At 65.9% G+C, this 25,884-nt stretch carries 27 protein-coding genes and 1 riboswitch; of the genes, 23 read left to right on the top strand and 4 right to left on the bottom strand.

Annotated elements, in window-relative coordinates:
- Nucleotides 1-8 precede the first annotated feature (8 nt).
- The 12 genes from CLI93_RS00235 (at nt 9) to CLI93_RS14645 (ending at nt 9,168) form a co-directional block, all read left to right on the top strand.
- Complete coding sequence (locus CLI93_RS00235) at nt 9-374, top strand: Na+/H+ antiporter subunit C (RefSeq protein ID WP_095538420.1); 366 nt, start codon at nt 9-11, stop codon at nt 372-374.
- Complete coding sequence (locus CLI93_RS00230; RefSeq protein WP_095543186.1) at nt 371-2,173, top strand: monovalent cation/H+ antiporter subunit D; 1,803 nt, start codon at nt 371-373, stop codon at nt 2,171-2,173. Before CLI93_RS00235 ends, CLI93_RS00230 begins: the two co-directional genes overlap by 4 nt.
- A complete protein-coding gene (locus CLI93_RS00225) occupies nt 2,170-2,679 on the top strand; it encodes a Na+/H+ antiporter subunit E (protein ID WP_238945895.1) in 510 nt (169 codons plus the stop codon). The genes CLI93_RS00230 and CLI93_RS00225 overlap by 4 nt, the downstream gene beginning before the upstream one ends.
- On the top strand, nt 2,676-2,957 hold the full coding sequence (locus CLI93_RS00220; protein ID WP_095538418.1) for a K+/H+ antiporter subunit F: 282 nt from the start codon (nt 2,676-2,678) through the stop codon (nt 2,955-2,957). The genes CLI93_RS00225 and CLI93_RS00220 overlap by 4 nt, the downstream gene beginning before the upstream one ends.
- Entirely contained in the window at nt 2,954-3,475 is a 522-nt protein-coding gene (locus CLI93_RS15585; protein WP_095543184.1) for a monovalent cation/H(+) antiporter subunit G, read from the top strand. The genes CLI93_RS00220 and CLI93_RS15585 overlap by 4 nt, the downstream gene beginning before the upstream one ends.
- 67 nt (nt 3,476-3,542) lie before the next feature.
- Nucleotides 3,543-4,325 (top strand): glycerophosphodiester phosphodiesterase, encoded by a 783-nt coding sequence (gene ugpQ, locus CLI93_RS00210; RefSeq protein WP_095543183.1) that lies wholly within the window; start codon nt 3,543-3,545, stop codon nt 4,323-4,325.
- A 56-nt stretch (nt 4,326-4,381) separates the two neighbouring features.
- Nucleotides 4,382-5,275 carry a recombination-associated protein RdgC gene (locus tag CLI93_RS00205; RefSeq protein WP_095543182.1) on the top strand — a complete coding sequence of 298 codons (894 nt, stop codon included), beginning with the start codon at nt 4,382-4,384 and terminating at the stop codon, nt 5,273-5,275.
- A gap of 110 nt (nt 5,276-5,385) precedes the next feature.
- Nucleotides 5,386-6,315: a hypothetical protein gene (locus CLI93_RS00200; RefSeq protein WP_095543181.1), complete on the top strand. Its 930-nt coding sequence runs from the start codon at nt 5,386-5,388 to the stop codon at nt 6,313-6,315.
- A gap of 65 nt (nt 6,316-6,380) precedes the next feature.
- Complete coding sequence (locus CLI93_RS00195; RefSeq protein ID WP_095543205.1) at nt 6,381-6,692, top strand: type II toxin-antitoxin system RelE/ParE family toxin; 312 nt, start codon at nt 6,381-6,383, stop codon at nt 6,690-6,692.
- A complete protein-coding gene (gene nadS / locus CLI93_RS00190; RefSeq protein WP_095543180.1) occupies nt 6,693-6,983 on the top strand; it encodes a NadS family protein in 291 nt (96 codons plus the stop codon).
- 162 nt (nt 6,984-7,145) lie between these two features.
- Nucleotides 7,146-8,417 carry an MFS transporter gene (locus CLI93_RS00185; RefSeq protein ID WP_095543179.1) on the top strand — a complete coding sequence of 424 codons (1,272 nt, stop codon included), beginning with the start codon at nt 7,146-7,148 and terminating at the stop codon, nt 8,415-8,417.
- 91 nt (nt 8,418-8,508) lie between these two features.
- Complete coding sequence (locus tag CLI93_RS14645; RefSeq protein ID WP_172425503.1) at nt 8,509-9,168, top strand: hypothetical protein; 660 nt, start codon at nt 8,509-8,511, stop codon at nt 9,166-9,168.
- Between the two features lie 12 nt (nt 9,169-9,180).
- On the opposite strand, the gene CLI93_RS15605 is transcribed toward CLI93_RS14645, so the two are convergent.
- A protein-coding gene (locus CLI93_RS15605) for an IS630 family transposase (protein WP_172424333.1) occupies nt 9,181-10,120 on the bottom strand; the annotation gives its coding sequence in 2 pieces (ribosomal slippage) (nt 9,181-9,786 and nt 9,788-10,120; 939 coding nt in all).
- 274 nt (nt 10,121-10,394) lie between these two features.
- Between CLI93_RS15605 and CLI93_RS00165 the strand changes: the two genes are divergently transcribed.
- Nucleotides 10,395-12,110, top strand: coding sequence for a (2,3-dihydroxybenzoyl)adenylate synthase (locus CLI93_RS00165; protein ID WP_095543175.1), 1,716 nt, complete (start codon nt 10,395-10,397; stop codon nt 12,108-12,110).
- A gap of 21 nt (nt 12,111-12,131) precedes the next feature.
- On the opposite strand, the gene CLI93_RS00160 is transcribed toward CLI93_RS00165, so the two are convergent.
- The gene (locus CLI93_RS00160; protein WP_095543174.1) at nt 12,132-12,557 is read right to left on the bottom strand and encodes a type II toxin-antitoxin system VapC family toxin; all 426 of its coding nucleotides are present in this window, start codon (nt 12,555-12,557) and stop codon (nt 12,132-12,134) included.
- On the bottom strand, nt 12,557-12,841 hold the full coding sequence (locus CLI93_RS00155) for a type II toxin-antitoxin system Phd/YefM family antitoxin (RefSeq protein WP_095543173.1): 285 nt from the start codon (nt 12,839-12,841) through the stop codon (nt 12,557-12,559). Before CLI93_RS00155 ends, CLI93_RS00160 begins: the two co-directional genes overlap by 1 nt.
- A gap of 232 nt (nt 12,842-13,073) precedes the next feature.
- Here CLI93_RS00155 and CLI93_RS00150 point away from each other — a divergent pair, with 232 nt between their 5' ends.
- Nucleotides 13,074-14,000, top strand: a complete 927-nt coding sequence (locus tag CLI93_RS00150) for a DMT family transporter (protein WP_238945894.1) — start codon at nt 13,074-13,076, stop codon at nt 13,998-14,000.
- 24 nt (nt 14,001-14,024) lie between these two features.
- Here CLI93_RS00150 and brnQ read toward each other — a convergent pair whose 3' ends face one another.
- Nucleotides 14,025-15,368 (bottom strand): branched-chain amino acid transport system II carrier protein, encoded by a 1,344-nt coding sequence (gene brnQ / locus CLI93_RS00145; protein WP_238945893.1) that lies wholly within the window; start codon nt 15,366-15,368, stop codon nt 14,025-14,027.
- Nucleotides 15,369-15,858: 490 nt separating this feature from the next.
- Between brnQ and CLI93_RS00140 the strand changes: the two genes are divergently transcribed.
- From CLI93_RS00140 to leuA, 9 genes are all read left to right on the top strand, one after another.
- Nucleotides 15,859-16,677, top strand: a complete 819-nt coding sequence (locus CLI93_RS00140) for a PP2C family protein-serine/threonine phosphatase (protein ID WP_095543171.1) — start codon at nt 15,859-15,861, stop codon at nt 16,675-16,677.
- Between the two features lie 87 nt (nt 16,678-16,764).
- Nucleotides 16,765-16,896, top strand: a riboswitch (S-adenosyl-L-homocysteine riboswitch).
- A gap of 196 nt (nt 16,897-17,092) precedes the next feature.
- Nucleotides 17,093-18,544 (top strand): adenosylhomocysteinase, encoded by a 1,452-nt coding sequence (gene ahcY / locus CLI93_RS00135; protein WP_095543170.1) that lies wholly within the window; start codon nt 17,093-17,095, stop codon nt 18,542-18,544.
- 141 nt (nt 18,545-18,685) lie between these two features.
- Complete coding sequence (locus tag CLI93_RS00130) at nt 18,686-19,027, top strand: phage holin family protein (protein WP_095543203.1); 342 nt, start codon at nt 18,686-18,688, stop codon at nt 19,025-19,027.
- Nucleotides 19,028-19,065: 38 nt separating this feature from the next.
- Complete coding sequence (locus tag CLI93_RS00125) at nt 19,066-19,833, top strand: TlyA family RNA methyltransferase (RefSeq protein WP_095995930.1); 768 nt, start codon at nt 19,066-19,068, stop codon at nt 19,831-19,833.
- A gap of 122 nt (nt 19,834-19,955) precedes the next feature.
- A complete protein-coding gene (metF, locus tag CLI93_RS00120) occupies nt 19,956-20,825 on the top strand; it encodes a methylenetetrahydrofolate reductase [NAD(P)H] (RefSeq protein ID WP_095995931.1) in 870 nt (289 codons plus the stop codon).
- Nucleotides 20,826-20,857: 32 nt separating this feature from the next.
- Complete coding sequence (locus tag CLI93_RS00115) at nt 20,858-21,742, top strand: septal ring lytic transglycosylase RlpA family protein (protein WP_238946639.1); 885 nt, start codon at nt 20,858-20,860, stop codon at nt 21,740-21,742.
- Between the two features lie 152 nt (nt 21,743-21,894).
- Nucleotides 21,895-22,956 (top strand): tRNA dihydrouridine synthase DusB, encoded by a 1,062-nt coding sequence (gene dusB, locus CLI93_RS00110; RefSeq protein WP_238945896.1) that lies wholly within the window; start codon nt 21,895-21,897, stop codon nt 22,954-22,956.
- A 150-nt stretch (nt 22,957-23,106) separates the two neighbouring features.
- On the top strand, nt 23,107-23,904 hold the full coding sequence (gene pssA / locus CLI93_RS00105) for a CDP-diacylglycerol--serine O-phosphatidyltransferase (protein WP_095543167.1): 798 nt from the start codon (nt 23,107-23,109) through the stop codon (nt 23,902-23,904).
- Between the two features lie 256 nt (nt 23,905-24,160).
- Entirely contained in the window at nt 24,161-25,840 is a 1,680-nt protein-coding gene (gene leuA, locus CLI93_RS00100) for a 2-isopropylmalate synthase (RefSeq protein ID WP_095543200.1), read from the top strand.
- Nucleotides 25,841-25,884: the final 44 nt, after the last annotated feature.

Raw genomic sequence — 25,884 nt, 5'->3', positions numbered from 1 at the left:
GGCCACGCATGGAAATCGTCCTGTCCATCGCCATCGGGGTGCTCACCGGCGCCGGCGTCTGGCTGCTGCTGCGGCCGCGCACCTTTCAGGTCATCATCGGCCTGGCGCTGCTGGGCTATGCCGTCAACCTGTTCATCTTCTCGATGAGCCGACTGGGCCTGGCCATCGACAAGGAGCCCGTGCTGCGCCCAGGCGTGCCTCAGGATTTGCTGCACTACGCCGACCCGCTGCCGCAGGCCCTGGTGCTGACGGCCATCGTCATTGGCTTTGCCACCACGGCGCTGTTTCTGGTGGTGCTGCTGGCGCTGCGCGGCATGACCGGCACTGACCACGTGGACGGCCGCCTCTCGGCCGAGAAAAACGAAGCCTCATGAAAGACTGGCTGCACTCCCTGATGCCCCACCTCATCCTGGCGCCCGTGTTGCTGCCCATGGGGGTGGCGGCGCTCATCCTGCTGCTGGGCGAGGAGCGCCAGCGCATCAAGCTCACGCTCAGCCTGATGTCCTGCCTGAGCCTGCTGGGCGTGGCCGTATTCCTGCTGCAGTGGAGCCACCAGCAAAGCTCGGCCACGACCATGGGCGTGTACCTGACAAGCAACTGGCCGGCGCAGTTCGGCATCACGCTGGTGCTGGATCGGCTGGCGGCGCTGATGCTCACGCTCACGGCGCTGCTGGCGCTGGCCTCGGCCATCTACGCCTCGGCGCGCTGGCACCGCGCTGGCGTGCATTTTCACGCGCTGTTTCAATTGCAGCTCATGGGCCTCAATGGGCTGTTCCTCACGGGCGACCTGTTCAACCTGTTCGTGTTCATCGAGATTTTGCTGGCCGCCTCCTACGGGCTGCTGCTGCACGGCTCGGGGCGCTTTCGCGTGCAGGCCGGGCTGCACTACATCGCCATCAACCTGCTGGCTTCCTCGCTGCTGCTGATCGGCATTTCCATGCTCTACGGCATCACTGGCACGCTGAACCTGGCGCACATGGCCAGCATCATTCCCTACGTGGCCGACGAGGATCGCTCGCTGCTGCACGCCGCCGCCGGCGTGCTGGGCGTGGCCCTGCTGATCAAGGCCGCCGTCTGGCCGATGAATTTCTGGCTCACGCGCGCCTACAGCGCCGCCACCGCACCGGCCGGCGCGCTGTTTGCCATCATGACCAAGGTCGGCATCTACATGGTGCTGCGGCTGTGGACGCTGCTGTTCGGCTACGACGCCGGGCCCTCGGCCCAGTACGGAGGCCAGTGGCTGACCTACGCCGGCATGGCCACCATCGCCGTAGGCTCAATTGGCGTGCTCAGCTCGCAAAAGCTGGGCAATCTGGCCGGCTACAGCGCCATCGTTTCATCAGGCACGCTGCTGGCGGCCATGGGCTTTGGCCAGAATCTGCTGACGGCCGGACTGCTGTATTACCTGGTCAGCTCCACGCTGGCCATCAGCGCCTGCTTCCTGCTGGCCGATTTGATGGACCGCTGGCGCAACGACGGCGCGGATTACGCCCCCTACGAGGCCGAGGACGAGGCGCCCTTTCTCACCGCCGATCTTCAGGGCCGGCTGCAGTCGCTCAACCTGGACGAGCGCGAGCAGGCCCTGGTGGGCCAGCCCATGCCTGCGGCCGTGGCGTTGCTGGGCCTGGGCTTCATGGCCTGCACTCTGTTGATTGCCGGGCTGCCGCCGCTGTCAGGCTTCATCGGCAAGTTCACCATGCTCACGGCGCTGCTCAATCCGCTGGGCATGGGCGGCTCCTCCGGCCAGCAGCTGGACAGGGATGGCTGGCTGCTGCTGGCCCTGCTGATCGGCTCGGGCCTGCTGGCGTTGATCGCCCTCTCGCGCGCGGGCATCCGCCATTTCTGGGCCTCGCACGACCGCAATCCGCCACTGGTCAAGATCGGCGAGGGCATTCCGCTGGCGCTGCTGCTGGGCTGCTGCGTGACCATGACGGTGCAGGCCGACGACGTGATGCGCTACATGCAAACCACCGCCAATGCGCTGTACGCGCCCGACGATTACATCCAGTCGGTGCTGCAAACCCAGGTCAAGCCCTATCCCACGCAAACCACTGGCAGCGCCGCAGGCTCTGCCGAGGCCGGGGCCAGTGTCGATGAGGCCGCTGCCAGCGCCGCGGCCACGCCCGGCGAGCAGACGCCAAGCGGCACCTCGGGGCTGGAGGGCAAGCCATGATCGCCAGACTGTTGCAACTGCTGTTTCCCTCGCCCCTGCTGTCGCTGCTGCTGATGCTGCTGTGGCTGGTGATGACGCAAAGCTACACCCGGGGCAACGCACTGCTGGCGCTGGTGCTGGGGCTGGTCATTCCAGTGTTCAGCGCCAATTTGCGGCCACGCTCCAAGCGCATGCGCCACCCGCTGACCGTGCTGCGGCTGTGCTTGACCGTCATGATCGACGCCTGGCATTCAAACTGGTTGGTGATCCGCATCCTGCTGCAGCCCAGCCTGACGCGGCAGGACACCTCGATCTTCGTGCGCATCCCGCTGGAGATGCGCAACCCCAATGGCCTGGCGGTGCTGGCGGCCATTGTCACCATCACCCCCGGCAATGCCTGGGCCGAGCTGTCCATGGACCGCAGCACGCTGCTGCTGCACGTGTTCGATGGCCGCATCGACGAGCAAACAGTCATCCAGACCGTCAAACAGCGCTACGAGCGCCCCCTGATGGAGATTTTCGAATGAACGGATCCGTGCTGGCCTGGGCCCTGCCCATCACCCTGACCATGCTCGCACTGTCCATGCTGATGGTGACGGTGCGCCTGCTGATCGGCCCCAGCGCCCAGGATCGCATCCTGGCTCTGGACTGCCTGTACATGCTGGGCATGTACGTCATGCTCACACTGTCCATCTACTACGACAGCAGCGCCTACTTCGAGGCCGCACTGCTGATTGCCCTGCTGGGCTTTGTCAGCACCACGGCCATGGCCAAGTTCCTGCTGCGCGGCGAGGTCATCGAATGAGCGAGGCCGCCACCTTCAACCTGCCGCTGTGGGCGGAAATCATCGTCGCCTTCTTTGCGCTGTGCGGCGGGCTGGTGGGCCTGCTGGGCGCTTCGGGCGTGCTGCGCCTGCCCACCTTCTTCGCCCGCGTGCACGCCCCGGCGCTCATTACCACCGCTGGCATCTGGTGCCTGATGCTGGCCACCATCACCTACTTTTCCGTGCAAAGCGGCAGCCTGGCGCTGAACGTGCTGCTGCTGGGCCTGTTCATTGCCATCACCGCGCCTGTGACCACCATCTTCCTGATGCGCGCCGCGCTGTTTCGCTCGCGCCAAAGTGGCGAAGACGTACCGCGCAGCGTCAACATGCTGCAACTGGCCGTGCCCAAGCTGGCGCCGGAAAAGGACGATGACGCCGGCGACAGCCATAACGATAGCGATGGCGATGGCGATGGCGATGGCGGCAATGCCGACGAGACCCGCGATGCGCACTCGCCCGGCCCGAGCCCGAACACGCCCGAGCCAGCCAAGCCGCAATAACTCCGCCCAGCCCCGGCTGGCCGGCATGCCACAGCGCGCAGCGCGTGCCCCACTCCCTGCTTGACCCATGCCTTCTGCCACCACCGCCGCGCCCAGCGCTTGGCCCTACCCCTTCTGGATCGCCCACCGCGGCGCCGGCCTGCTGGCGCCTGAAAACACCCTGGCGGCCTTTCGCCACGGCGCCTCGTACGGCTATCGCATGTTCGAGTGCGATGCCAAGCTCAGCGCCGACGGCGTGCTCTACCTCATGCACGATGCCCAGCTCGATCGCACCACCAATGCCCAGGGCGATGCTGCGCACTGGTGCTGGGCGCAGCTGGCCCAGCTCGACGCCGGCAGCTGGCACGGGCGGCGCTGGGCCGGCGAGCCCCTGCCCACGCTGGCGGCGCTGATGCGTTGGTGCATTGCCAACCACTTCGCGCTGAACATCGAGATCAAGCCCATTCCCGGCGCCGAAGAAGCCACCGGCGCGGCCGTGGCGCGGCTGGTGCAAACGCTCTGGCCGGCCGATCTGCCGCCGCCGCTGCTGTCCTCCTTCCAGCCAGCGGCGCTGCGCGCTGCGCAGCAGATCAACGCGCAGCAAATGCGCGCTCTGCTGCTGGCGCAGTGGCAGGAAGACGCCCTGCTCACCGCCCAGGCGCTGGGCTGCGCCGCACTGGTCTGCCAGCACACACTGTGGGATCCACAACGTCTGGCCGCCACCCATGCCCAGGGCCTGCGCGCGCTGAGCTACACCGTCAACGACCTGGCCCAGGCCCAGGCCCTGCAAGCCATGGGCACGGACGGCATCATCACCGACCGGGTTGACGCCTTCAGCCCCGCCGCACAGCCCCCTGCCGCCGCGCGCTGACCCTGCCGGGCGCAGGCCCTGGGCCAGCGCCTGCACCTCGCCTTCTTTTGCCAACCATGTTCAAAAACCTGTTGATCTACCGCATCGCACAGGGCTGGGAGCCCGAGCTGGGCGCCGCCACCCAGGCCCTGCAGGCGCAGCACTTCAGCCCCTGCAGCGCCACGCAGGAGCAATCGAGCGGCTGGCTGCCGCCGCGCGGCCAGGAGCACGCGCCCATGATCGAATCCATTGGCGGGCACTGGATCATGCGCCACGTCACCGAAAGCAAAATCCTGCCCGCCTCGGTCGTCGATGCCCAGGTCGAGCAAAAAGCCGCCGCCATCGAGGCCCAGACCGGGCGCCGCCCCGGCAAGAAAGAGCGCCGCGACCTCAAGGACGAGGCGCGCCTGAGCCTGCTGCCGCTGGCCTTCACCAAAACCCACGGGCACTGGGTCTGGATCGACCCGCGCCAGCAGCTGCTGGTCATCGACGCTGCCAGCCCGCAGCGCGCCGACGCCATCCTCACCGCGCTGGTCGAGCAATGGCCGGGCTTTGTGCCGCGCATGCTGCAAACGCAAGAGGCCCCAGCCTCGGCCATGGCCGCCTGGCTGCAGGAGCAGGCCGCGCCCGGCGCCTTCAGCCTGGGCGATGAGTGCGAGCTCAAGGCCACAGACGAAACCCGCGCCACGGTGCGCTACGCCCGCCACGCGCTGGAGATCGAGGAAATCCAGGGCCATCTGCAAGCCGGCAAGCGCCCCACCCGCTTGTCGCTGGGCTGGGGCGATCGCTGCCAATTCGTGCTCACCGATACGCTGCAGATCAAAAAACTGGCCCTGAGCGATGCCGTCCTTGAAGGTCGGGACAGCGCTGACGACCACTTCGACGCCGACGTGGCGCTGACCACCGGCGAGCTGTCGCAACTCATCCCGCAGCTGCTCGAAGCCCTGGGCGGCGAGCAAGCGCCAGGCTGAGCGCCCACTGAGAGCCAGATCAAGCGCCAGATCGAGCGCCCATTCACGCCGCTCCCCCCAAGACAATCCCAACCCGGCCCCCACATACCCTCAACGTCTGCCGCGCCGCCATGCCCGAATCCCTGCAACACCTGGCCTGGCTGTGGGTGCCCATCACGCTGTTTGCCGCCCTGGCCCAGACCGTGCGCAACACGGCCCAGCGCAGCCTGATTCAGGAGCTGGGCACACTGCCGGCCACGCTGGTGCGCTTTCTCTACGGCCTGCCCTTTGCCGCGCTGTGGCTGGCCTTGCTGTACCTGATGCCGGCGCAGCGCCCCGCACTGCCCGACATCAGCCTGACCTACCTGGGCTGGATTGCGCTGGGCGCCATCTTCCAGCTCGCTGGCACGGCCGCCCTGCTGCTGGCGATGAAGGAGCGCAACTTCGCCGTGGCCGTCACCCTGAGCAAGACCGAAGTGCTGCAGCTGGCGCTGTTTGCCGCCGTATTCCTGCATGAGCTGCCCTCGCCGCTGGCCCTGCTGGCCATGGCCGTAGCCAGCGCTGGCGTGCTGCTGCTGTCGCTGCCGCCGCGCGACCAGCTGCTGTCCCTGCCCGCCTGGATGAACCGCTGCGCCCTCTACGGCCTGGCCTGCGGCTGCTGCTTTGCCATCGCCACGGTGGGCTTTCGCGGCGGCGCGCTGGCCTTGAACGCCCCCAGCCCCTGGCTGTCGGGCGCCTGGGGCGTGCTGATCGCACAAACCCTGCAAACCCTGGGGGCCGGGCTGTGGATCCAGTGGCGCACCCCGCAAGGCCTGGCGCCGGTGCTGCGCGCCTGGCGCATCTCGCTGCTGGCCGGCAGCATGGGCGCGGCCGCATCGCTGGCCTGGTTCACGGCCTACGCCATGCAAGGGGCCGCATCCGTGCGCACCCTGGGCATGGTGGAAGTTCTGTTCAGCTACCTGGTCTCACGCCGCCTGCTGAGTGAACACTTCAGCCGCGCCGAAAAAATCGGCATGGGCCTGATGCTGCTGGGCCTGGTGGTGACCTGCCTGCAGGCCTGAACACCTCTCGCCCCAGCCATTCCATAAGCGCCTACGGCTGTGCGCCAATGGCGTATGATGCGCCCATGGTTTTCATCGAAACACCCACCTTCACCCGTCAGATCGTCGCCCTCATTTCTGATGCCGAATACCGCAAGCTTCAGCAAGCGCTGGCCGACAATCCCGAAATGGGCGATCTGCTGCAAGGCGGCGGCGGAATCCGCAAACTGCGCTGGGCAGTGGCTGGCACAGGCAAAAGCGGCGGCATTCGAAGCATCTACTTCTGGAAAAAATCCGCAGATCAAATCTTCATGCTGCTGGCCTACCCCAAATCTGCCAAAGACACATTGACAGACCAGGAAACTGCCATCTTGAGAAAACTCGTCAAGGAGCTCTAAATGGAAAGCGAACTGTTCAAAGACTTGGTGCAAAGCCTCACCGAAGCCGGGGCCATTGCCAAAGGCCAGGCCAAGCCATCGCGGCAATTCAACGTGCAGACCAACATCGCCCGGGCCGCCCGCGAGCAAACAGGGCTTTCGCAAAGCGAGTTTGCCCGCATGCTGCGCGTGAGCGTCAAGACCCTGCAAAACTGGGAGCAGCACAGGCGCACCCCCACCGGCCCAGCTGCGGCGCTGCTGACCATCGTGCGCCAATCGCCCGAGACAGCGCTCAAGGCGCTGCACCAGTGACTGCACCCGGCTCCGTTCAGCGCAGCGGTTATTTTGTTGGCCGGTAAGCTGCCTGCAGGCCTGAACGCCTGCCCGCGCTCAGCACCGCAGCGCTTTGTGTGACGGCTATCATTTCGTGCGTCTTTGCGCGTCTTTGCACGTCTTGCCCGCCCGCCGTCCCCGATGCCTGATTCAACCTTTGCCCCAACTGCCGCCTCCGCTGCCACTTCTGCCTTTCACCTAGCGCCGCTGCTGCTGGCCGCGCTGGTGGGCACCATGGCCATGATGGCCTACGTGGCCATCATCGGCCCCGTCGTGCGCCAGCTGGGCGTCTCGGAAATGGTGGCCGGCATTTCCATGTCCATCGGCGGCGTGTTCTGGATGCTGCTGGCGCGCACTTGGGGCCGCACCAGCGATCGGCTGGGCCGCAAGCCCGTGCTGCTCATCGGCCTGGGCGTGTTCACCCTGACCTATGCGCTGCTGGCCGTGTTCGTCGATCTGGCCCTGCACCAGGCCCTGCCGGCCGCGCTGATCGCCATCGTGCTGATCGCCGCGCGCAGCATCATCGGCGCGTTTTACGCTGCCGTGCCGCCCACGGCGGCGGCCACCATTGCCGACCGCGTCGCGCCCGAGCTACGCCACCAGGCCATGGCCAAGCTCGGCTCGGCCAATGCGCTGGGCATGGTGGCCGGGCCGGCCATCGTCAGCCTGGTCAGCGGCTGGGGCCTGCAATGGGGCTTTTACGCCACCGCCGCCCTGCCCCTGCTGGGCCTGCTGGGCATTGCCCTGTGGCTGCCCGCCGGCCTGCCGCCGCAGGCACCGCAAGGCGGCGGCAGCCAGCCAGCCCATGCCGCCGCCCCAGCGGCCCAAGCCAAAGCCCGGCCCCATCTTCCGCTGTGGGATGCGCGCCTGCGCCTGGCCATGGCCACCGCCTTCGTGGCCATGATGTGCGTGGCCGTGGCCCAGGTGGCCGTGGGCTTTTTCGCCATGGACCAGTTCGGCCTGAGCGAGGAGCGCGGCGCGCGCCTGGCCGGCCACGCGCTGACCTGCGTGGGCCTGGCGCTGATCCTGTCGCAGCAGTGCGTCATCCACCTCAAGCGCATTGCGCTGCGCCATTGGGTGATGGCCGGCGCGGGCATCTCCGCGCTGGGCTTTGCCAGCACGCTGCTGGCCAGCCAGCCCTGGCATTTGCTGCTGGCCTACGCCATCGGCGCCTTTGGCATGGGCTTTATCTTCCCCGCCTTCCAGGCCATGGCGGCCAATGCCGTGCAGGCCCACGAGCAAGGCGCGGCCGCCGGCAATGCCTCGGCCGCACAAGGCCTGGGCATGGTGCTTGGGCCCATGCTGGGCACGGGCCTGTACACCCTCTCGCCCGTGGCCCCCTACGCCGGCGTTGCGCTGAGCCTGCTGGCCCTGGCCGCCGCCGTGGCCTGGCATGGCGCACGGCAGCCTTGAAACACCCCGGCCGCTGGCGCAACAATGCCCGGCGCAGCGCCTGCTGCAATGCCAAACGCCCTCGGATGCACCCACCCCAGGAGCTTTTTTGATGAAACACCGTTTACTCTGGGCAGCGGCCCTGTTGTTACCCGCCACGCTGGCGGCGCAAAGCCTGCCCGCGCCGCCGCACGACGCCCAAACCACGCCCCAAACCACGCCCCAAACCACGCCCCAAACCACGCCCCAAACCGCAACCCAGACGGCAGCCCAAACAGCAGACCAGACGCTGGCCGCCCATCTGCCCAGCCAGGCCCAGCGCGTGCAGGTCTATGCCAGCACGCATTGGTTCTTCGCCGCCCAGCCTTACGACCACCACACATTGCGCGGCATAGTGCGCGGCTGGCTGCAAGATCGGGCGCTGTACCGCGCGCTGGACGATGCGGCCCAGGTGCAGGCCAGCATGGCCCGCCTGCGCGCCGTGCGGGTGCGCACCGATGCCGAGGCACAACCGGGGCAGACGGGACGGGCGGCACAGACTGGGCAATCGCCATGCCTCATCAACCCCATGATGTTGTGGGACATCACCGACAGGCAAGGCGAGCTGACCAGCCTGGCGCTGCCCATGCCAGCGCAAAAGCCCTCCAGCATGGACAGCTCCGCCCCCTTCACCCCAGCCTGCCTGGAGCGCGGCGGGCAGACCTACGCGCTGGAGGTGAACCACGCCGACGTCTGGCAGGCGATCAAGCCATTGCTGAAGCGGCCGCGCTAGAGCAATTTCGAATTAATTCACTACATATCCAGCTGATCTGAAGTAATTGGCACACTCTTGAGCCGAGAACAGATCAACCAGTTGCCCCATGCGCCGCCACAGCGCATCCACAGTGCGCTCGCCGGCCCTGCGCAGCAGGGCCTTGAACTTGGCAAACAGCTTTTCAATGGGGTTCAGATCCGGCGAGTACGGCGGCAGATAGCGAATGCTGGCGCCCACGCCTTCAATGGCTTCTCGCACACCCGCGACCTTGTGGCTGGAGAGGTTGTCGGCAATGACGATGTCGCCAGGGCGCAGCGTCGGGCACAGAAAGGTTTTGACCCACGCCAGAAACAAAGCGCCATTGATGGGTCCATCGGTCACCATGGGGGCCGTCAGTGCATCACAGCGCAAGGCGGCAATGAAGGTGCTGGTTTTCCAGTGCCCATACGGGGCGCTGGCCACGCAACGCTGACCGCGCGGAGCACGTCCGCGCAGCGGCGTCATGCAGGTGCTGCTCCAGGTCTCGTCCAGAAACACCAGATGCCGGGCATCGAGCTGGGCTTGCTGCTCTCTCCAATGCGCCCGTGCCCGCTGCACGTCTTCACGCGCTTGTTCGCTGGCGTGCAGCGTTTTTTTTGAAGCTCAGCCGCCATTTGTTGAGCTGGTGCCACAGCGCCGAGGGTTTGATGCTGATGCCGTGCTCGGCCAAGCGCTCGCACATTTGCACCAAGGTCAGATCGGGTTCGGCCTTGATCCAGTCGCGGATCATGCCCTCCACTGGCGCCAGTCGGGAGATACGCTTGCCGCCTTGCTGCCGGCTGCTGCGCTCGCCTTCTTTTTCGAAGCGATCACGCACCCGATATACCCACATGCGGCTGACTTCATAACGACGGGCGATGGCGCTGGGGCGCTCTCCACGATCCAGCGCTCCCAGCACTCGGTCTCGAAGGTCTTGCGAATAGGCTCGCATTTCAGGCTCCGGCTGTCAGAGAAAGTCTTATTGTGTTACCTTTTCAATCAAAGTTGCTCTAACCGCCCATTTACCTTCACTTCAACAGCGGCACAAGTGCGCGCTCTGGCGAGCCGCTGCATGGCAAATCCTTCCCCACAGCTGGGTCGGCATGCTGGCCTTTGTTCAAGCAGCAGCCCACCACAACGTCACTTTCTCCACTGATTCAAAGACCTTGCTCAGGCCCTAAAATCGCGGCGCTTTTCAGCAATCATTCTTATTTGCACTGCTTGTCATGACCGATTCACGCCACCGCCATCCCTTGCTGCAAACCTGGCCGCCCGAGTTCGTGGCGCGTTACCGCGCAGCGGGGTATTGGCGGGGCGAGACCATGGCCAGCTTTCTGCAGGCCCAGGCCCAGCGCCGCGCCGATCACACGGCCCTGGTGGGCTACTCAGCGGCCGGCGGTACTAGTCAGCCGCTGGCGCGCTGGAGCTATGCCCAGTTCTGGCAGAAGGTGGAAACGGCAGCGGCCGGCTTTCTGGCCAGCGGCTTGCAGCCGGGCGATCGCGTCGTGGTGCAAATGGGCAATGTGCCTGAGTTTTACAGCGTGGTGTTCGGGCTGTTTCGCGCCGGGCTGATTCCGGTCTATGCCCTGCCCGCGCACCGCACGCGCGAGATCGCCCATTTCATCGACAAGGCCGAGGCCTCGGCCTACGTGGCCTTGCAGCAGTACGAGCAGTTCGATTACCGCACGCTGGCGCGCGAGCTGCGGCAGCAGGCGTTTTCGCACGATTTGTTTGAGCAGGTGTTCATCGTCGGCGGCGATGCGGCCGAGTTCACGGCTTTTGACGCCTTCCAGAGCGATGCGGCGCGCCTGCCCGATCTGGCCAGCGCCGATGCCGACCCGCAGGCCGTGGCCTTCTTGCAGATTTCCGGCGGCAGCACGGGCCTGTCCAAGCTCATCCCGCGCACGCATGACGATTACATCTACAGCTTCCGCGCCAGCAATGAGATCTGCGACATCACGCAGGACAGCGTGTACATGGTGGCGCTGCCTGCGGCGCACAACTTCCCCATGAGTTCGCCCGGGGCCTTTGGCGCTTTTTACGCCGGGGCGACGGTGGTGCTCAGCCCCTCGCCCTCGCCCGAGGCGGCCTTCCCGCTGATTGCGTCCGAGCGCGTCACGGCTGTGGGCCTGGTGCCGCCTCTGGCGCTGCTGTGGGCGCAGGCGGCCAGTGGCACAGGCGGTGCCGGCCAGGCGCATGATTTGAGCAGCCTGCGCACGCTGCAAGTGGGCGGTGCCAAGCTCACGCCCGAGGCGGCGCGGCGCGTCAGCGCCAGCCTGAGTTGCCAGCTCCAGCAGGTTTTTGGCATGGCCGAGGGCCTGGTGAACTACACCCGGCTGGGCGATGACGAGGCCACCGTCATCGAAACCCAGGGCCGCCCCATCAGCGCCGATGACGAGGTGCTGGTGGTCGATGACCTGGGCCAGCCCGTGCCCGAGGGGCAGCCGGGCTATTTGCTCACGCGCGGGCCTTACACCATCCGCCGTTATCACAATGACGATGCGGCCAATGCGCGCAGCTTCACCGACGATGGTTACTACCGCACCGGCGACATGGTGCTGCGCAACGCGCGCGGCTACCTGACGGTGCAAGGCCGCGCCACCGACCACATCAACCGCGCGGGCGAGAAGGTCTCGGCCGAGGAGATTGAAGACCATCTGCTGGCCCACCCGCAGGTGTTCGATGCGGCGGTGGTTTCCATCCCCGACGAATATCTGGGCGAGCGCAGCTGCGCCTTCGTCATCGCCCGCCAGGGCGAAAAACCGCGCGCCATCGAGATCAAGCAGTGGTTCAAGGGCCGCCAGATTGCTGCCTTCAAGATCCCGGACCAGATCGTGTTCGTGGACAACTTCGAGACCACGGCCGTGGGCAAAACCAGCCGCAAGGAGCTGCGCGCCCGGCTGCGCGCGCAATTGCTGGCGCAAGAGGCGCCCGCGCGCTGAGCGCCAGCGGCGGCTGCCCCATCAACGCCCCTGGGCGAATGGGTCGAAGACTTCGATGCCCAGGCCCGCAAAATCCCGCACATTGCGGGTCACCAGCGTCAGGCCATGCGTTTTGGCCGTGGCGGCGATGTAGGCATCGTTGAGCGGGCTTTTGTCCGGCACATGAAACTGGGCCGACAGCAAGGCGGCCTGGGCATCCAAGGGCAGGATGCGCTGGGCGAACTCGGGCAGCAGGCGCATTTTCAGCCAGTCTTGCAAGATCGCCGCCGCCTGTTCATCGCGCCGCGCCAACAGCAAGATGCCGGTTTGAATCTCGGCCAGACTGATGACGCTCAAATAGGCGTGCTGAGTCTTGATGCCTGAAAACCACTGCAGCACCTGGGCATCGGCCCGGCCTTTCTCCGCCTTGCGCAACTCGGAGACGATATTGGTATCGAGCAGATACATCAATCGCCCCAGTCCGTTTCACGCACTTTGCTGCTGTGCTGGCGAATGCCGGCCAACAGGTCATCGAAAGCCGCGTTCAATGCGCCGCCCAATGCGCCCGCTTCGTGCCCGCTGGCAAACGCATCGGCCAGGCTTTTTCCCTCCTGCTGGCGGTATTGTTCGTAACTGGAGAGCACGCCCACGATCTTGCCCCACTTGGTGATGAAAACAGGCTCATGCTGGGAGAGTTGCAGCATTTGGCTGGCTTTTTGATTGAACTCCCGGGTGCTCACGGTGATCGGCATAGGGCCTCCAATTTGTAGGAACGTTCTACAGTCTAGCGCCCCGCTGGCGCACGGGCAAGCTGGGCCGCCTGGCCAGGGGCCACGTTGGCTGAGCCATGCGCCGGTAAGCCAGGCAGGCGTTGGCAAAACGTGCACAATCGCCCGCTGCTGTTTTCCATCTTGGCGGGCCTGTGGCCGGCTGCCTTCTGGCCGCTGCCCTTTTGGCCCCCTATTGCTCACCCACTGCCACGCCATGCGCCTGCCTCTCGACCCCATTCACCTTCGCCTGCTGGGCATGGCCATGATCTGGGGCGCTTCCTGGCCGTGGGGGCGCATCGTGGCGCTGAACATGCCGCCACTGGCGGCGGCGGCGGCGCGTTTTTTGCTGGCCAGTGCGCTGCTGCTGGTGTGGATGGGGCGCAGCGGCCGTTTGCGTACGCTGCGCAGCCTCTCATCGCGCCAATGGCTGGGGTTGACTCTGGCTGCGGCCACCGGGGTGTTTGGCTATGCGGTGTTTTTCATGCTGGCCTTGCAGTCCGTGCCCTCCAGCCGGGCTGTTCTGGCCATCGCGCTCAACCCGGTGGCCACGCTGCTGCTGGCGGCGCTGGTGTTCAAGGAGCGGCTCAATGGCGCCATCGCACTGGGCATGCTGCTGGCCATCTGCGGTGCGCTGCTGGCCATCGCCAGTGGCGCGCCCGCACCCAGCAGCCAGTTGCCCGGTGCTGGCAGTCAGGCCGGCCTGGGCGAGTGGCTGCTGCTGGGTTGCGTGCTGTGCTGGGCGGCCTATACGCTGATTGGCCGCGCCGTGCTGACCCGCGTGGATGCGCTCAGCGCCACCGGGGTCAGCTCAGTGCTGGGCGCGCTGCTGCTGGTGCTGCTCAGCCTGGGGGTGGAAGGCCCCAGCGCCTGGCGCGCCATGGCACAAGCCCCGGCTGCGGCCTGGTGGTCATTGCTGGCGCTGAGCTTTGGCGCCGCCGCGCTGGCCTATGCCTGGTATTACGCTGGCGTCAAGGCGCTGGGTGCGGGCGCTGCATCGGGCTATATCACGCTGGTGCCGGTGTTTGGCGTGCTGTGCTCCAGCCTCTGGCTGGGCGAGCCGCTGGGCGCCACGCTGCTGCTGGGCGGCCTGCTGGCCATCGGCGGCATGGCGCTGATGCACTGGGGGCGGCTGCGGGCTTGAGCGCCGGCAAACCCCACAATCTCATTACGCCAATTGCATGGGCTTGCGCCCAGTGGCCTGCCAGTGCAGCAGGCCCAGGGCCAGCCCCGCTGCGGCAAACACCATCCAGCCCATGCCTGCCTCCTGTCCGGGCACGTAACGCGCCAATCCATCGGCCAGCGCTGCGGGCAACCATTTGGCGCTGTGGAGCGCATGCAGCAGCGCAGAGAGCACGGTGGCGCCCATGGCCCAGCGCCAGACCACCGCGCCCCAGCCCAAGAGGGCCTGGCCCATGGCCAGCACGATCAGCACGATGGTCAGCGGGTAGAGGAACACCAGCACCGGCACGGCCGCGGAAAGAATCGTGCCCAGCCCCAGGCTGGCAATGGCAAAGGAAACCAGCGCGAACAGCAGCACCAGCGCGCGGTAGTTCAAGATCGGCCACAAATGGTTGAAATAGGCCGCACAAGCGGCCAACAAGCCTACGGCGGTGGTGACGCAGGCCAGGAACACCATGACCCCCAGCAGCACCGCACCCCAAGCGCCGTAATAGTGCATGGCCACGCCGGAGAGCACCTTGGCGCCGTTGTCCAGCAGGCCCAGCTGGGCCAGGCTCGTGGCCCCCATGCGGGCAATGCAGACATAGACCACGGCCAGCAGCAGCGCGGCCACCAGGCCAGCTGCGAAGGTGGCGCGCATGACCTGGGCCGGCTCGCGGATGCCGGCCTGGTGCACGCTCATCAGCACCAGCATGCCAAACACCAGCGAGGCCAGCGCATCCATGGTGTCGTAACCGGCCAGAAAGCCTTTGACGAAGGGCTGCGCTTGATACGCAGCCTGCGCCGCAGCCGGCGGGCCCATGGGCGCGATGAAGGTCGAGGCAATCAGCAGCGCCATGGCCAGCAGCAGCAAGGGCGTCAGCACCTTGCCAATGCGGCCGACCAGCTTGCCCGGCGAAAGGGCCAGCCACAGCGCAATGGCAAAAAACAGCGCCAGGCTACCGATCTCCCACAGCTTGCGCCCCTGCTGCGGCAACCACGGCGACAGCCCGATCTCAAAAGCCACCGAGCCCGTGCGCGGCAGTGCAAACAAGGGGCCAATAGTCAGGTACAGAGCCACGGTGAACAGCACGCCAAACCAGGGATGCACGCGCGAGGCCAGATCTTGCAGCCCCTGCGCCCGGGACAGGCCCAGCGCCAGCACCCCCAGCAAAGGCAGACCCACGCCGGTGATCAAAAAGCCCCAGATTGCCGGCCACAGCGATTGCCCGGCCTGCTGGCCCAGGGCCGCTGGAAAAATCAAATTGCCCGCGCCGAAGAACAGCGCAAACAGCATCATTCCCGTGGCCATCAAAAGGCTCAGTGACAGGCGTTGGCCGGCAGAAGGCATCTTGGGCTCCCCAGAAGAAACGGTTGCATGCAACACCATTGCATAAGCGGCGCAAAAGCGCCCATGCAGGCCATCGGTGTTGTGATGGCGCGATCTTAGAGCGTGTTCACAAGATGGCGCTGTCAACGCCCAAGGATGCGCAGCAATGCGGCAAGAACAATGTGTGCAAGGCCACCGCACAGCCAACGATTGCAAGCATTTGCAATCGGGCCTGCGCAGCCCTGCCCCAAACCACTCTTGCCCGCTGGGCTGTCGCATGCCCTTGGCTGGGCCTGGAGCCGAAGACGGCTGATTTGCTCACAATTGTGTGATTTTCCCCACTGATCGGGGCGCAGAGGCTGCGAAATCGCCGCCAATCTGCCCGCCAGGCGCTGCGCTGCGGCATGGAGCCAGTACATAATTTGCGCCACCCCATGCGCTGCGCAGCACCAAGGCCCGCAACGCCAGCGAGCGCGGCATGTCTTCACTCTCGACCAGACAGGCCCCAACCATGCCAACCAACTACCGACTGACGGCGGCCACCGGCCTGCACAAAGGTGATCGCCAATACCAACAAGACCAGGTGGCCATCTACCAGCACCACCGCAGCAAGGAATGTGTGCTGGGCATCGTGGCCGATGGCATGGGCGGGCGCAGCGGCGGGCGCAAGGCGGCCGATCAGGTGCTGCTGACCGCACGCCAACTGTTCGAGCGCTTCGACCCCGAGACGGACAAGCCCGAGCAGTTGTTGCACAGCATCGTCAAGGATGCGCACCTGGTGATCCGCCTGACGGCCGTCTCCGCCGAGCAGGAGCCGCACAGCACCATTGCGGCATTTTTGATCACGCCGCAGAACCAGTGCCACTGGATCCATGCGGGCGACTCGCGCATCTACTACTTCCAGTGGGGGCGCCTGGTGTTCCGCACCAAGGACCACTCCTACGTGCAATCGCTCATCGACAGCGGCGAGATCAGCGAGGAAGAGGCCACCAACCACCCCAACTCCAACGTGTTGGTGGGCTGCCTGGGCAGCGACATCGACCCGCCGGCCACGGCCTACAGCATCGCCAAACTCGAGGTCGGCGACGTGCTGCTGGCCTGCAGCGATGGGCTGTGGAGCCAGTTCACACCGCAGGAGCTGGGCCAGACCACGCAAATGCTCAATGCCCGCGATGCGGCCATGTTCCTGGTCAACAAGGCCAACGAGCGCGCCGGCGGCAGCAGCGACAACATCTCGGTGGCCATCATCAAGATTGAGCCCCTGCCAGCCGAGCAGCCCCAGGAAACGCTGGAGCAGCGCACCGGCTTCAGCACCGACATTTCGGTCTGAGCGCCCCTGGACACTTCTGGGCGCCTCGGCCCGGTCGCGATCCTGCCGCCATGACAAGATCGCGCCCGGGCTTTTATAATCGCCCGTTTTTCCGAGGAGCGTTGCAGCAACTTGCCGCCACAGGCCCAGCGCCGGGGCAATTGCCAGGCTCGGAAATCCTTGACTGTCATTGCACTGCGCAAAAAAGGCCGTGCAGCGTCGCACCGGCGCCAACCCGTGGCAGTCACTGGCATGGCGCAGCAGCGCCACGGGCCTGCGGCCCGCGATGTCCAGATTTCGCAACGACGCTCAACCGCCCGCAGGCGCATGCGGCGGCAAGAGCGCTTTGGCCCCGGCCCATCCACTTCTTGCTCACGCGTGCAGACACTGCGCTGGCGGTCCCTGTCCACCTGTTGCAATGAACTGGAGTTTGTCCATGAACGCCCAAAATGATCTTCCCCTGGCCGCGCACAGCGTGATTGCCGATCCGTCCCTGGCCGCCTGGGGCCGCAAGGAAATCGCCATCGCCGAGACCGAAATGCCCGGCCTGATGGCCATCCGCGAGGAATACGCCGCCAGCCAGCCGCTCAAGGGCGCACGCATCGCCGGCAGCCTGCACATGACGATCCAGACCGCCGTGCTGATCGAAACCCTGCAGGCCCTGGGCGCTGATGTGCGCTGGGCCTCGTGCAACATCTTCTCCACCCAGGACCACGCCGCCGCCGCCATCGCCTGCAACAGCGCCAATGGCGGCCGGGGCACGCCGGTGTTTGCCGTCAAGGGCGAAACGCTGCAGCAGTATTGGGATTACACGCACCGCATCTTCGAGTTCGGCGACAAAGGCAGCGATGCCGAAGGCCCGAACATGATCCTGGACGACGGCGGCGACGCCACGCTGCTGATGCACCTGGGCCAAAAGGCCGAAAAAGACGCCAGCTTGCTGGCCAACCCGCAAAGTGAAGAAGAGCGCGTGCTCTTTGCCGCCATCAAGGCCAAACTGGCCCAGGACCCGAGCTGGTACACCCGCAAGAGCGCTCAAATCATCGGCGTGACCGAGGAAACCACCACCGGCGTGATGCGCCTCAAGGAAATGTCCGCCAAGGGCGAGCTGCTGTTTCGCGCCATCAACGTCAACGACAGCGTGACCAAGAGCAAGTTCGACAACCTCTACGGCTGCCGCGAATCGCTGGTCGATGGCATCAAGCGCGCCACCGACGTGATGGTGGCGGGCAAGATTGCCGTCATCTGCGGCTACGGCGACGTGGGCAAGGGCTGCGCCCAGGCCATGGCCGCGCTGCGCGCCCAGGTCTGGGTGACGGAAATCGACCCCATCTGCGCCCTGCAAGCGGCGATGGAGGGCTACAAGGTGGTGACCATGGAATACGCCGCCGACAAGGCCGACATCTTCGTGACCACCACCGGCAACAAGGACGTGATCCGCCACGAGCACATGGTGGCCATGAAGAACGAGGCCATCGTCTGCAACATCGGCCACTTCGACAACGAGATCGACGTCGCCTCGCTGGAGCAATACCAGTGGGAGGAGATCAAGCCCCAGGTCGATCACATCATCTTCCCCACCGGCCGCCGCATCACCCTGCTGGCCAAGGGCCGCCTGGTCAACCTCGGCTGCGCCACCGGCCACCCCAGCTACGTGATGAGCAGCAGCTTCGCCAACCAGACGCTGGCGCAAATCGAGCTGTTCACCAAGCCTGAGCAATACCAGGCCGGCCAGGTCTATGTGCTGCCCAAAATCCTGGATGAACACGTCGCCCGCCTGCAACTGTCCAAACTCGGCGCACAGCTGACCGAGCTGACCGACTCGCAAGCGGCCTACATCGGCGTGAAGAAGGAAGGGCCTTACAAGCCCGATACCTATCGCTATTGATCCGCAAGCGCCTGGGTGCAGCGCCCTGCCCTTGCAGGCGCTGCGCTCTGGCTGCACAACCATTGCGACCCGATCCGCCCAGCGCATTCGTGTGGAGTATGCTGGGCTTCTTGCTGCGATATCGAGGAGGACTTTGCCATGCTGCCCCTGCTGATAACCTGGCTGCTCAGCGCGCTGGCGCTGATGTTGGTGGCCTACATGCTGCCTGGCGTGCAGATCACCAACTTCAAGAACGCCCTGCTGGCGGCCGTGATCCTGGGCTTGATCAACTCCCTGCTGCGCCCCGTGCTGCTCGTGCTGACTTTCCCCGTCACGGTGCTGACACTGGGTTTGTTCGTGCTGGTGCTCAACGGCCTGATGTTCTGGCTGGCCAGCAGCTTCATGCGCGGCTTTCAGGTCTCAGGCTTTTGGTCGGGCGTGTTCGGCGCCCTGCTCTACAGCGTCATCAACTGGGCCTTGAACAGCTGGCGTGCAGCAGGTTAAGGCCTGCTGACTGCGCAATGCACTGACCAGACTGCCCCATGCGTGCCGACCAACTGCTGGTGCACCGTGGCCTGGCGCAAACGCGCTCGCAGGCGCAACGGCTGATTGCCGCTGGCGTGCAGTGGCGCCTGCCCGATGCCCCCTGGCAGCCGGTGCGCAAAAACGGCGATGAGCTGCCCGGCGCGGCCGAGCTGCAACTGCTCGATGCCGCCGAGGCGCGCTACGTCTCGCGCGGCGGCCTCAAGCTCGAAGGCGCGCTGCGCGCGCTGAGCTGGCATGTGCAGGGCTGGCGCTGCCTGGATATCGGCCAGTCCACCGGAGGCTTCACCGACTGCCTGCTGCAGCACGGCGCGGCGCAGGTCGTGGGCGTCGATGTGGGCCACGGCCAGCTCGACGCACGGCTGCGCAGCGACTCTCGCGTGCAGGCCATCGAGCACTGCAATGCACGGCATCTGCAGCGCGCGATGGTGGACCCGGATGGCCAGGGCTTTGCGCTGATCGTCGGTGATCTGTCCTTCATCTCGCTGACGTTGGTGCTGCCCGCGCTGCTGCCCTGCATGGATGGGCATACCCGGCTGCTGATGCTGGTCAAGCCGCAGTTCGAGCTGCAGCCCGAGCTGCTGGGCAAAGGTGGCATCGTGCGCGATGCGCGCCACTACGAGCAGGTGCGCCAGCGCATCAACCAGGCTTGTGCCGCGCACTGCCTGCAACTGCTGCACTGGCTGCCCAGCCCCATCACCGGCGGCGATGGCAATCGCGAGTTTTTCATCGCTGCGCAACGCCACGCTGCTGACCCCAATCAATAGCTTCCGCCCCACAGCCAGGCTGTGCCAAAGGCCCGACTGGCTGGGGTTTTTCCGTTTCATTTACGGTCAGGGCTTCTGGCCGCCTGAGCCTGGCCCGCTCCTTGCGTTTTCGATTGCCTTCCATGTCCGCTTCCGCACCCAGCCAACCACAGGCACCACGCGCCGCATTGAGTCTGGAATTCTTCCCGCCCAAGACCGAGGCCGGCGCACTCAAGCTGCGCGCCACGCGTCAGGCGCTGTATCCGCTGCAGCCGCAGTTCTGCTCCGTCACCTATGGGGCGGGCGGCTCCACGCAGGCGGGCACCTTTGCCGCCGTGCGTGAAATCCTGGCCGAGGGCCAGCAGGCCGCAGCGCACTTTTCCTGCATCGGCGCCACGCGCGAGAAGCTGCGCGCCGAGCTGGCCGAGCTGCAGGCCATGGGCGTGAAGCGCCTGGTGGCGCTGCGCGGCGACCTGCCCAGTGGCTATGGCCTGGGCGGCGAGTTTCAATACGCCAGCGATCTGGTGGCCTTCATCCGTGAAGAGACTGGCGCGCACTTCCACATCGAGGTGGCCGCCTACCCCGAAATGCATCCACAAGCGGCCTCGCCCGAAAAAGACCTGCAGGCCTTTGCCACCAAGGTGCACGCCGGCGCCAACTCGGCCATTACGCAGTATTTCTTCAACGCCGACGCCTACTTCCGCTTCGTGGACGAGGCCCGGCGCCTGGGGCTGGATTTGCCCATCGTGCCGGGCATCATGCCCATTCACGCCGCCAGCCAGCTGCTGCGCTTTTCCGACGCCTGCGGTGCTGAAGTGCCGCGCTGGGTGCGCAGCCGCCTGCAAGCCTATGGCGATGACACGGCCTCCATCCTGGCCTTCGGGCTGGATGTGGTCACACAGCTGTGCCAGCGTCTGCTGGCCGCCGGCGCGCCTGGCCTGCACTTCTACACCATGAACCAAAGCACGTTGGTGCTGGAAATCGCCCGCCGCCTGGGCCTGCCAACACATTGAGCGCGACGCACGCGCGCCGCCATCGCCCCGCCATGCCTTCTTCCTGCCCTCCGCTTCGCCGTCTGGCCCTGCATGCCAGCGCCATGACGCTGCTGCTGGCGCTCAGCGCCTGCAGCACCCTGCCGCCCCCCAAAGCCAGCGACGAGCCCCCGCCGCAGCCCTGGGATGCCACGCGCCTGCTGGGCATGGAGCTGTTGCCGCCCATTTATGAGCTCAACACTCCGGAAGCCGGCGCTGCGCAATCCAGCCTTGGCCTGCAGCCCAGCCAGGATGTGGTTGACACCCGTCTGACCCCAGGCCTGAAGAAAGAGCTGCCCGCGCCCAGGGCCTCCGCGCTTGCGCCGCAAAGCCTGTACCAGACTGGCGTGGCCTCGTGGTATGGCAGGCAGTTCCACGGTCGCCTGACCGCCAATGGCGAGCGCTACAACATGAATGCGTTGACTGCTGCGCACCGCAGCCTGCCATTTGGCACCAAAGTCTGCGTGCGCAGCCTGGTCAATGGCAAGGAAGTGCTGGTGCGCATCAACGACCGTGGCCCCTATTCCGGCCGGCGCATCATCGACCTCAGCCGCGCCGCCGCCGAGCGCCTGGGCATGGTTTCGCTGGGCCTGAAAAACGTCTCGCTGTGGATCCCCAACGGCCAAGGCCCGCAGTGCGGCGAAGGCGAGGTGCCGCTTCGCGGCAAGGGCCTGCCCCCGCCAGTAAACCCACCGCGCAAAGAGCTGACCAAGGGCGACAAAAAGGCCCAAAGCGGCAAAGCCACCAATGCCAGCGCAGCGGGCAAGAACAAGCCTCAAGCCTCCAAGGCCCGAGCGCCAGCTCGCAAACCTCGCGCAACCGTTGCAGCGCCCCAGGCTTCGCAGGCCAAAGCGGGCAAAGCCCAGGCTCGCAAACCCAACGCCAACGCAAAGCGCTGAGTCCTCCCCCAGCCATGCCAGCCTCCCCTATGCCCGAGGCCATGCCGCCCGCCCGGGCGCACGACGTCCCCTCGCCCCCGCTGCCCCAAGCCTGGCTCGCCCCCCTGCAGATCGGCCCCATCTCGCTGGCCAATCGGCTGTTCGTCGCGCCCATGGCGGGCGTCACAGATCGGCCCTTTCGCATGCTGTGCCGCCAGCTCGGCGCGGGCTATGCGGTCAGCGAGATGGTGACCTCCCAGCCACATCTGTATCGCAGCCTCAAAACCTCGCGCCGCGCCAACCACGATGGCGAACCCGGCCCCATTGCCGTGCAGATTGCCGGCACCGACGCGCAGATGATGGCCGAGGCCGCGCGCTACAACATCGAGCGCGGCGCGCAAATCATCGACATCAACATGGGCTGCCCGGCCAAGAAAGTCTGCAACGCCTGGGCCGGCTCGGCCCTGATGCAAAACGAGCCATTGGCGCTGGCCATCGCCCAGGCCGTGGTTGCCGCCTGCCAACCCCATGGCGTGCCAGTGACGTTGAAGATGCGCACCGGCTGGTCCGCCCAGCACAAAAATGCCGAGGCGCTGGCTCGCGCCTTCGAGCAAGCCGGCATCCAAATGCTCACCGTGCATGGCCGCACGCGCGAGCAAGGCTACAAAGGTCAGGCCGAGTACGACACCATCGCCGCCGTCAAACAGGCCGTGCGCATTCCAGTCGTGGCCAACGGCGACATCACCAGCCCCGAAAAAGCCTGGCAGGTGCTGCAGTACACCGGCGCCGATGCGCTGATGATTGGCCGCGCCGCGCAGGGAACGCCCTGGATTTTCAGCGCCATCGCCCACTACCTGCACACCGGCACGCAAGCCCCGCCGCCGGCCACAGCCCAGGTGCGGCAATGGCTGCTGGCGCACCTGCTCGAACACTACAGCCTCTATGGCGAATACAGCGGCGTGCGCACCGCGCGCAAGCACATAGGCTGGTACCTGCGCGGCCTGCCCGGCAGCCAGGCGCTGCGCCAGCGCCTCAACCAGGAAGAAGACTGCCAGCGACAATGGCAGCAATTGGCCGATTACCTGCAAGAGCTGGCCGAACAATGTCCGCAATGGCCAGCCGCCGTGGGCAGCACACCAGCCCCGGACGACGAAGCCGAAGCGCAGAATGCCCCCGAGGCCAGCAGCGGGGCAGGCTCGCCGGCCAGCGCTGCTTGTTCCCCTTGCCACCCGTGAAGCGGCCAGCCACAGATGCCGAGGCCATAATGCAGCCAGCCCGTGCGTTGCCCTGCGCCCCATGATGGGGATGGCGCGCTGCCCGTTTCACCCGCACTTTCCTGTGGCTCCATGAACGAACATCCCGCCCGCCCGCCTCAACCACCTGCCATGCCGCATCCTGCGTCAATGCGGCGCAAGGGCATTTACGTGTTGCCCAATGCCGTGACACTGGCAGCGCTGTTTTGTGGCTTCTACGCCATCGTCATGGCCATGCAGCAGCGCTTTGACCTGGCCACGCTGGCGATCTTCGCCGCCATGGTGCTCGACAGCCTCGACGGCCGTGTGGCGCGCATCACCAAGACGCAAAGCGCCTTTGGCGAGCAAATGGACTCGCTCTCGGACATGGTCTCCTTCGGCGCTGCGCCTGCATTGGTGGCCTATGAATGGGGCCTGCACAGCCTTGGGCGCTGGGGCTGGACGGCGGCCTTCGTCTACTGTGCCTGCGCCGCGCTGCGACTGGCGCGCTTCAACGTCAATACCGCCGTGGTGGACAAGCGCTGGTTCCAGGGCCTGCCCTCACCTTCGGCCGCCGCGCTGGTGGCCGGCTTTATCTGGTTGGCCAATGATGCCGAGCACGGCTGGAGCAGCTATCTCTCGCCTGCGGCCATGGCCTGGCTGATGTTTGCCATCACGCTCTACGCTGGCATCACCATGGTGACCAACCTGCCCTTCTACAGCTTCAAGGATTTGCGCGCGCGCCGCTCGATGCCCTTCATCAGCGTGGTGCTGGTGGTGCTGGTCATCGCCATCATCAACATCGACCCACCTCTGGTGCTGTTCACGCTCTTCGTCGGCTACGCCTGCAGCGGCTTTGTGGTCTACGTACGCCGCCGCGCACGCGGCGAGCCCGTCAGCGTCATCAGCACCTCCACCGATGAGCCCGACGAGCAAGGGCTGCATCGTTAGGCTGCCTGGCAGCGCGCAAAAACTGTGATACATTGCCGCGATGCGCAAATTCTCCCTGAACCTACTACTAGCCGCGCCCCACGGGCGGGTTTGGTAGTGCGCGCATTGTTTTTCCATACTTGGAAAACCACCAGAGAACCCAACGGCCCGTGAGCTTGTGCAGCGACGGGCCGTTTTTGTTTTTTCAGGTGTGCCAGCACACCACCGGCTGCACCGGCAACATCCATCCCCATCTGCGAACAGGAGCTAGACCATGATGTTGAAGAACCCCGCCACCAAGTACCGCGCCTTTGCCCCCATCGGCCTGAAGGATCGCACCTGGCCCGATGCCGTCATCACAAAGCCGCCCGTGTGGTGCAGCGTGGATCTGCGCGATGGCAACCAGGCGCTGATCGAGCCCATGGACGTGCCGCGCAAGCTGCGCATGTTCAAGACACTGGTGGATGTGGGCTTCAAGGAAATCGAGATCGGCTTTCCCTCGGCATCACAGGTGGAGTTCGACTTCACCCGCAAGCTGATCGAGGAAAACCTGATTCCCGAGGATGTGACCGTGCAGGTGCTCACGCCTGCGCGCGCGCCGCTGATCGAGCGCACCTTCGAGGCCCTCAAGGGCGCGCCGCGCGCCATCGTGCACCTCTACAACGCCACCGCGCCGGTGATGCGCCGCGTGGTGCTGGGCATGAGCGAGGATGAAATCGTCGAGCTGGCCGCCTCCCACGCGCGCCTGTTCAAGGAACTGGCCGCCAAGCAACCGGAGACGCAGTGGGTCTTCCAGTACTCGCCCGAGATGTACTCGGACACCGAGCTGGCCTTCAGCAAGCGCGTGGTCGATGCCGTCACCGAAGTCTGGCAGCCCACGCCCGAGAACAAGTGCATCATCAACCTGCCCACCACGGTTGAGCACAGCACGCCCAACATCTTTGCCGACATGGTCGAATGGTCGCACCGCCACCTGCAGCGCCGCGACAGCATCATCCTCTCGGTGCACCCGCACAACGACCGTGGCACGGGCACCGCCAGCGCCGAGCTGGCCCTGATGGCCGGTGCCGACCGCCTCGAAGGCTGCCTGTTCGGCAATGGCGAGCGCACCGGCAACCTGGACATCGTCAACGTGGCGCTGAACATGTACAGCCAGGGCGTGCATCCGGGACTGGATTTCTCCAACATCGACGAGATCAAGCGCACCGTCGAATACTGCAACCAGCTGCCTGTGCACCCGCGCCACCCCTATGTGGGTGAATTGGTCTACACCTCGTTCTCCGGCTCGCACCAGGACGCCATCAAAAAAGCCTTCGGCGCGCGCCAGGAAGGCGAGATCTGGGACATGCCCTACCTGCCCATCGACCCCAAGGATCTGGGCCGCAGTTACGAGGCCGTGATCCGCGTCAACAGCCAATCGGGCAAGGGCGGCATCTCCTACCTGCTGGAGAGCGAGTACAAGGTGGCGCTGCCACGCAAGCTGCAGATCGAGTTCAGCCAGGTGGTGCAAAAGGCCATGGACAGCGAAGGCACGGAAATGACCGCCCACGACATCTGGGAGATTTTCCAGCGCGAATACCGCCTGCACGAGACCGCGCCCAGCTACCAGCTCGGCGGCGATGGCCAGGCCACCACCATCCAGGCCAGCATCCGCAAGAACGGTGCCCAGGCTCAAGTACAGGGCCAGGGCTCTGGCCCTGTGGAAGCCTTCATCCACGCACTGCAACAGGCCGGCTGCGACGTGCGCGTGCTGGACTACGCCGAGCATGCCATCGGCGCCGGCGCCGATGCCCAGGCCATGGCCTATGTGGAAGTCGAGGTGGGCCAGCAACGCTGCTGGGGCGCGGCGCGCAACCCCAACATCGTCTCGGCCTCGATCTCGGCCATCCTCTCGGGCGTGGAGCGCGCCGGCGTCGATCTGAGCCAGCTGCGCATGGCCGAGGCCACCACGGCTTGAGCCCCAGGCCCTGAAGCAAGCGCCCCCAAAGCCCGTACTGGCCC

Origin of the sequence: Vandammella animalimorsus (assembly GCF_002288875.1) — a bacterium.
GTDB classification, from domain to species: domain Bacteria; phylum Pseudomonadota; class Gammaproteobacteria; order Burkholderiales; family Burkholderiaceae_C; genus Lampropedia; species Lampropedia animalimorsus.
The sequence above is the reverse complement of the archived record's forward strand: the minus strand, read 5'-3'. Positions and strand labels throughout refer to the sequence as shown.

What these genes read in the sequence shown, in the direction of transcription:
- CLI93_RS00235 (WP_095538420.1), top strand. Translation starts at nt 9, where the DNA reads ATGGAAATCGTCCTGTCCATCGCCATCGGGGTGCTCACCGGCGCCGGC.
- CLI93_RS00230 (WP_095543186.1), top strand. Translation starts at nt 371, where the DNA reads ATGAAAGACTGGCTGCACTCCCTGATGCCCCACCTCATCCTGGCGCCC.
- CLI93_RS00225 (WP_238945895.1), top strand. Translation starts at nt 2,170, where the DNA reads ATGATCGCCAGACTGTTGCAACTGCTGTTTCCCTCGCCCCTGCTGTCG.
- CLI93_RS00220 (WP_095538418.1), top strand. Translation starts at nt 2,676, where the DNA reads ATGAACGGATCCGTGCTGGCCTGGGCCCTGCCCATCACCCTGACCATG.
- CLI93_RS15585 (WP_095543184.1), top strand. Translation starts at nt 2,954, where the DNA reads ATGAGCGAGGCCGCCACCTTCAACCTGCCGCTGTGGGCGGAAATCATC.
- ugpQ (WP_095543183.1), top strand. Translation starts at nt 3,543, where the DNA reads ATGCCTTCTGCCACCACCGCCGCGCCCAGCGCTTGGCCCTACCCCTTC.
- CLI93_RS00205 (WP_095543182.1), top strand. Translation starts at nt 4,382, where the DNA reads ATGTTCAAAAACCTGTTGATCTACCGCATCGCACAGGGCTGGGAGCCC.
- CLI93_RS00200 (WP_095543181.1), top strand. Translation starts at nt 5,386, where the DNA reads ATGCCCGAATCCCTGCAACACCTGGCCTGGCTGTGGGTGCCCATCACG.
- CLI93_RS00195 (WP_095543205.1), top strand. Translation starts at nt 6,381, where the DNA reads ATGGTTTTCATCGAAACACCCACCTTCACCCGTCAGATCGTCGCCCTC.
- nadS (WP_095543180.1), top strand. Translation starts at nt 6,693, where the DNA reads ATGGAAAGCGAACTGTTCAAAGACTTGGTGCAAAGCCTCACCGAAGCC.
- CLI93_RS00185 (WP_095543179.1), top strand. Translation starts at nt 7,146, where the DNA reads ATGCCTGATTCAACCTTTGCCCCAACTGCCGCCTCCGCTGCCACTTCT.
- CLI93_RS14645 (WP_172425503.1), top strand. Translation starts at nt 8,509, where the DNA reads ATGAAACACCGTTTACTCTGGGCAGCGGCCCTGTTGTTACCCGCCACG.
- CLI93_RS00165 (WP_095543175.1), top strand. Translation starts at nt 10,395, where the DNA reads ATGACCGATTCACGCCACCGCCATCCCTTGCTGCAAACCTGGCCGCCC.
- CLI93_RS00160 (WP_095543174.1), bottom strand. Translation starts at nt 12,557, where the DNA reads ATGTATCTGCTCGATACCAATATCGTCTCCGAGTTGCGCAAGGCGGAG.
- CLI93_RS00155 (WP_095543173.1), bottom strand. Translation starts at nt 12,841, where the DNA reads ATGCCGATCACCGTGAGCACCCGGGAGTTCAATCAAAAAGCCAGCCAA.
- CLI93_RS00150 (WP_238945894.1), top strand. Translation starts at nt 13,074, where the DNA reads ATGCGCCTGCCTCTCGACCCCATTCACCTTCGCCTGCTGGGCATGGCC.
- brnQ (WP_238945893.1), bottom strand. Translation starts at nt 15,368, where the DNA reads ATGCCTTCTGCCGGCCAACGCCTGTCACTGAGCCTTTTGATGGCCACG.
- CLI93_RS00140 (WP_095543171.1), top strand. Translation starts at nt 15,859, where the DNA reads ATGCCAACCAACTACCGACTGACGGCGGCCACCGGCCTGCACAAAGGT.
- ahcY (WP_095543170.1), top strand. Translation starts at nt 17,093, where the DNA reads ATGAACGCCCAAAATGATCTTCCCCTGGCCGCGCACAGCGTGATTGCC.
- CLI93_RS00125 (WP_095995930.1), top strand. Translation starts at nt 19,066, where the DNA reads ATGCGTGCCGACCAACTGCTGGTGCACCGTGGCCTGGCGCAAACGCGC.
- metF (WP_095995931.1), top strand. Translation starts at nt 19,956, where the DNA reads ATGTCCGCTTCCGCACCCAGCCAACCACAGGCACCACGCGCCGCATTG.
- CLI93_RS00115 (WP_238946639.1), top strand. Translation starts at nt 20,858, where the DNA reads ATGCCTTCTTCCTGCCCTCCGCTTCGCCGTCTGGCCCTGCATGCCAGC.
- dusB (WP_238945896.1), top strand. Translation starts at nt 21,895, where the DNA reads ATGGCGGGCGTCACAGATCGGCCCTTTCGCATGCTGTGCCGCCAGCTC.
- pssA (WP_095543167.1), top strand. Translation starts at nt 23,107, where the DNA reads ATGCCGCATCCTGCGTCAATGCGGCGCAAGGGCATTTACGTGTTGCCC.
- leuA (WP_095543200.1), top strand. Translation starts at nt 24,161, where the DNA reads ATGTTGAAGAACCCCGCCACCAAGTACCGCGCCTTTGCCCCCATCGGC.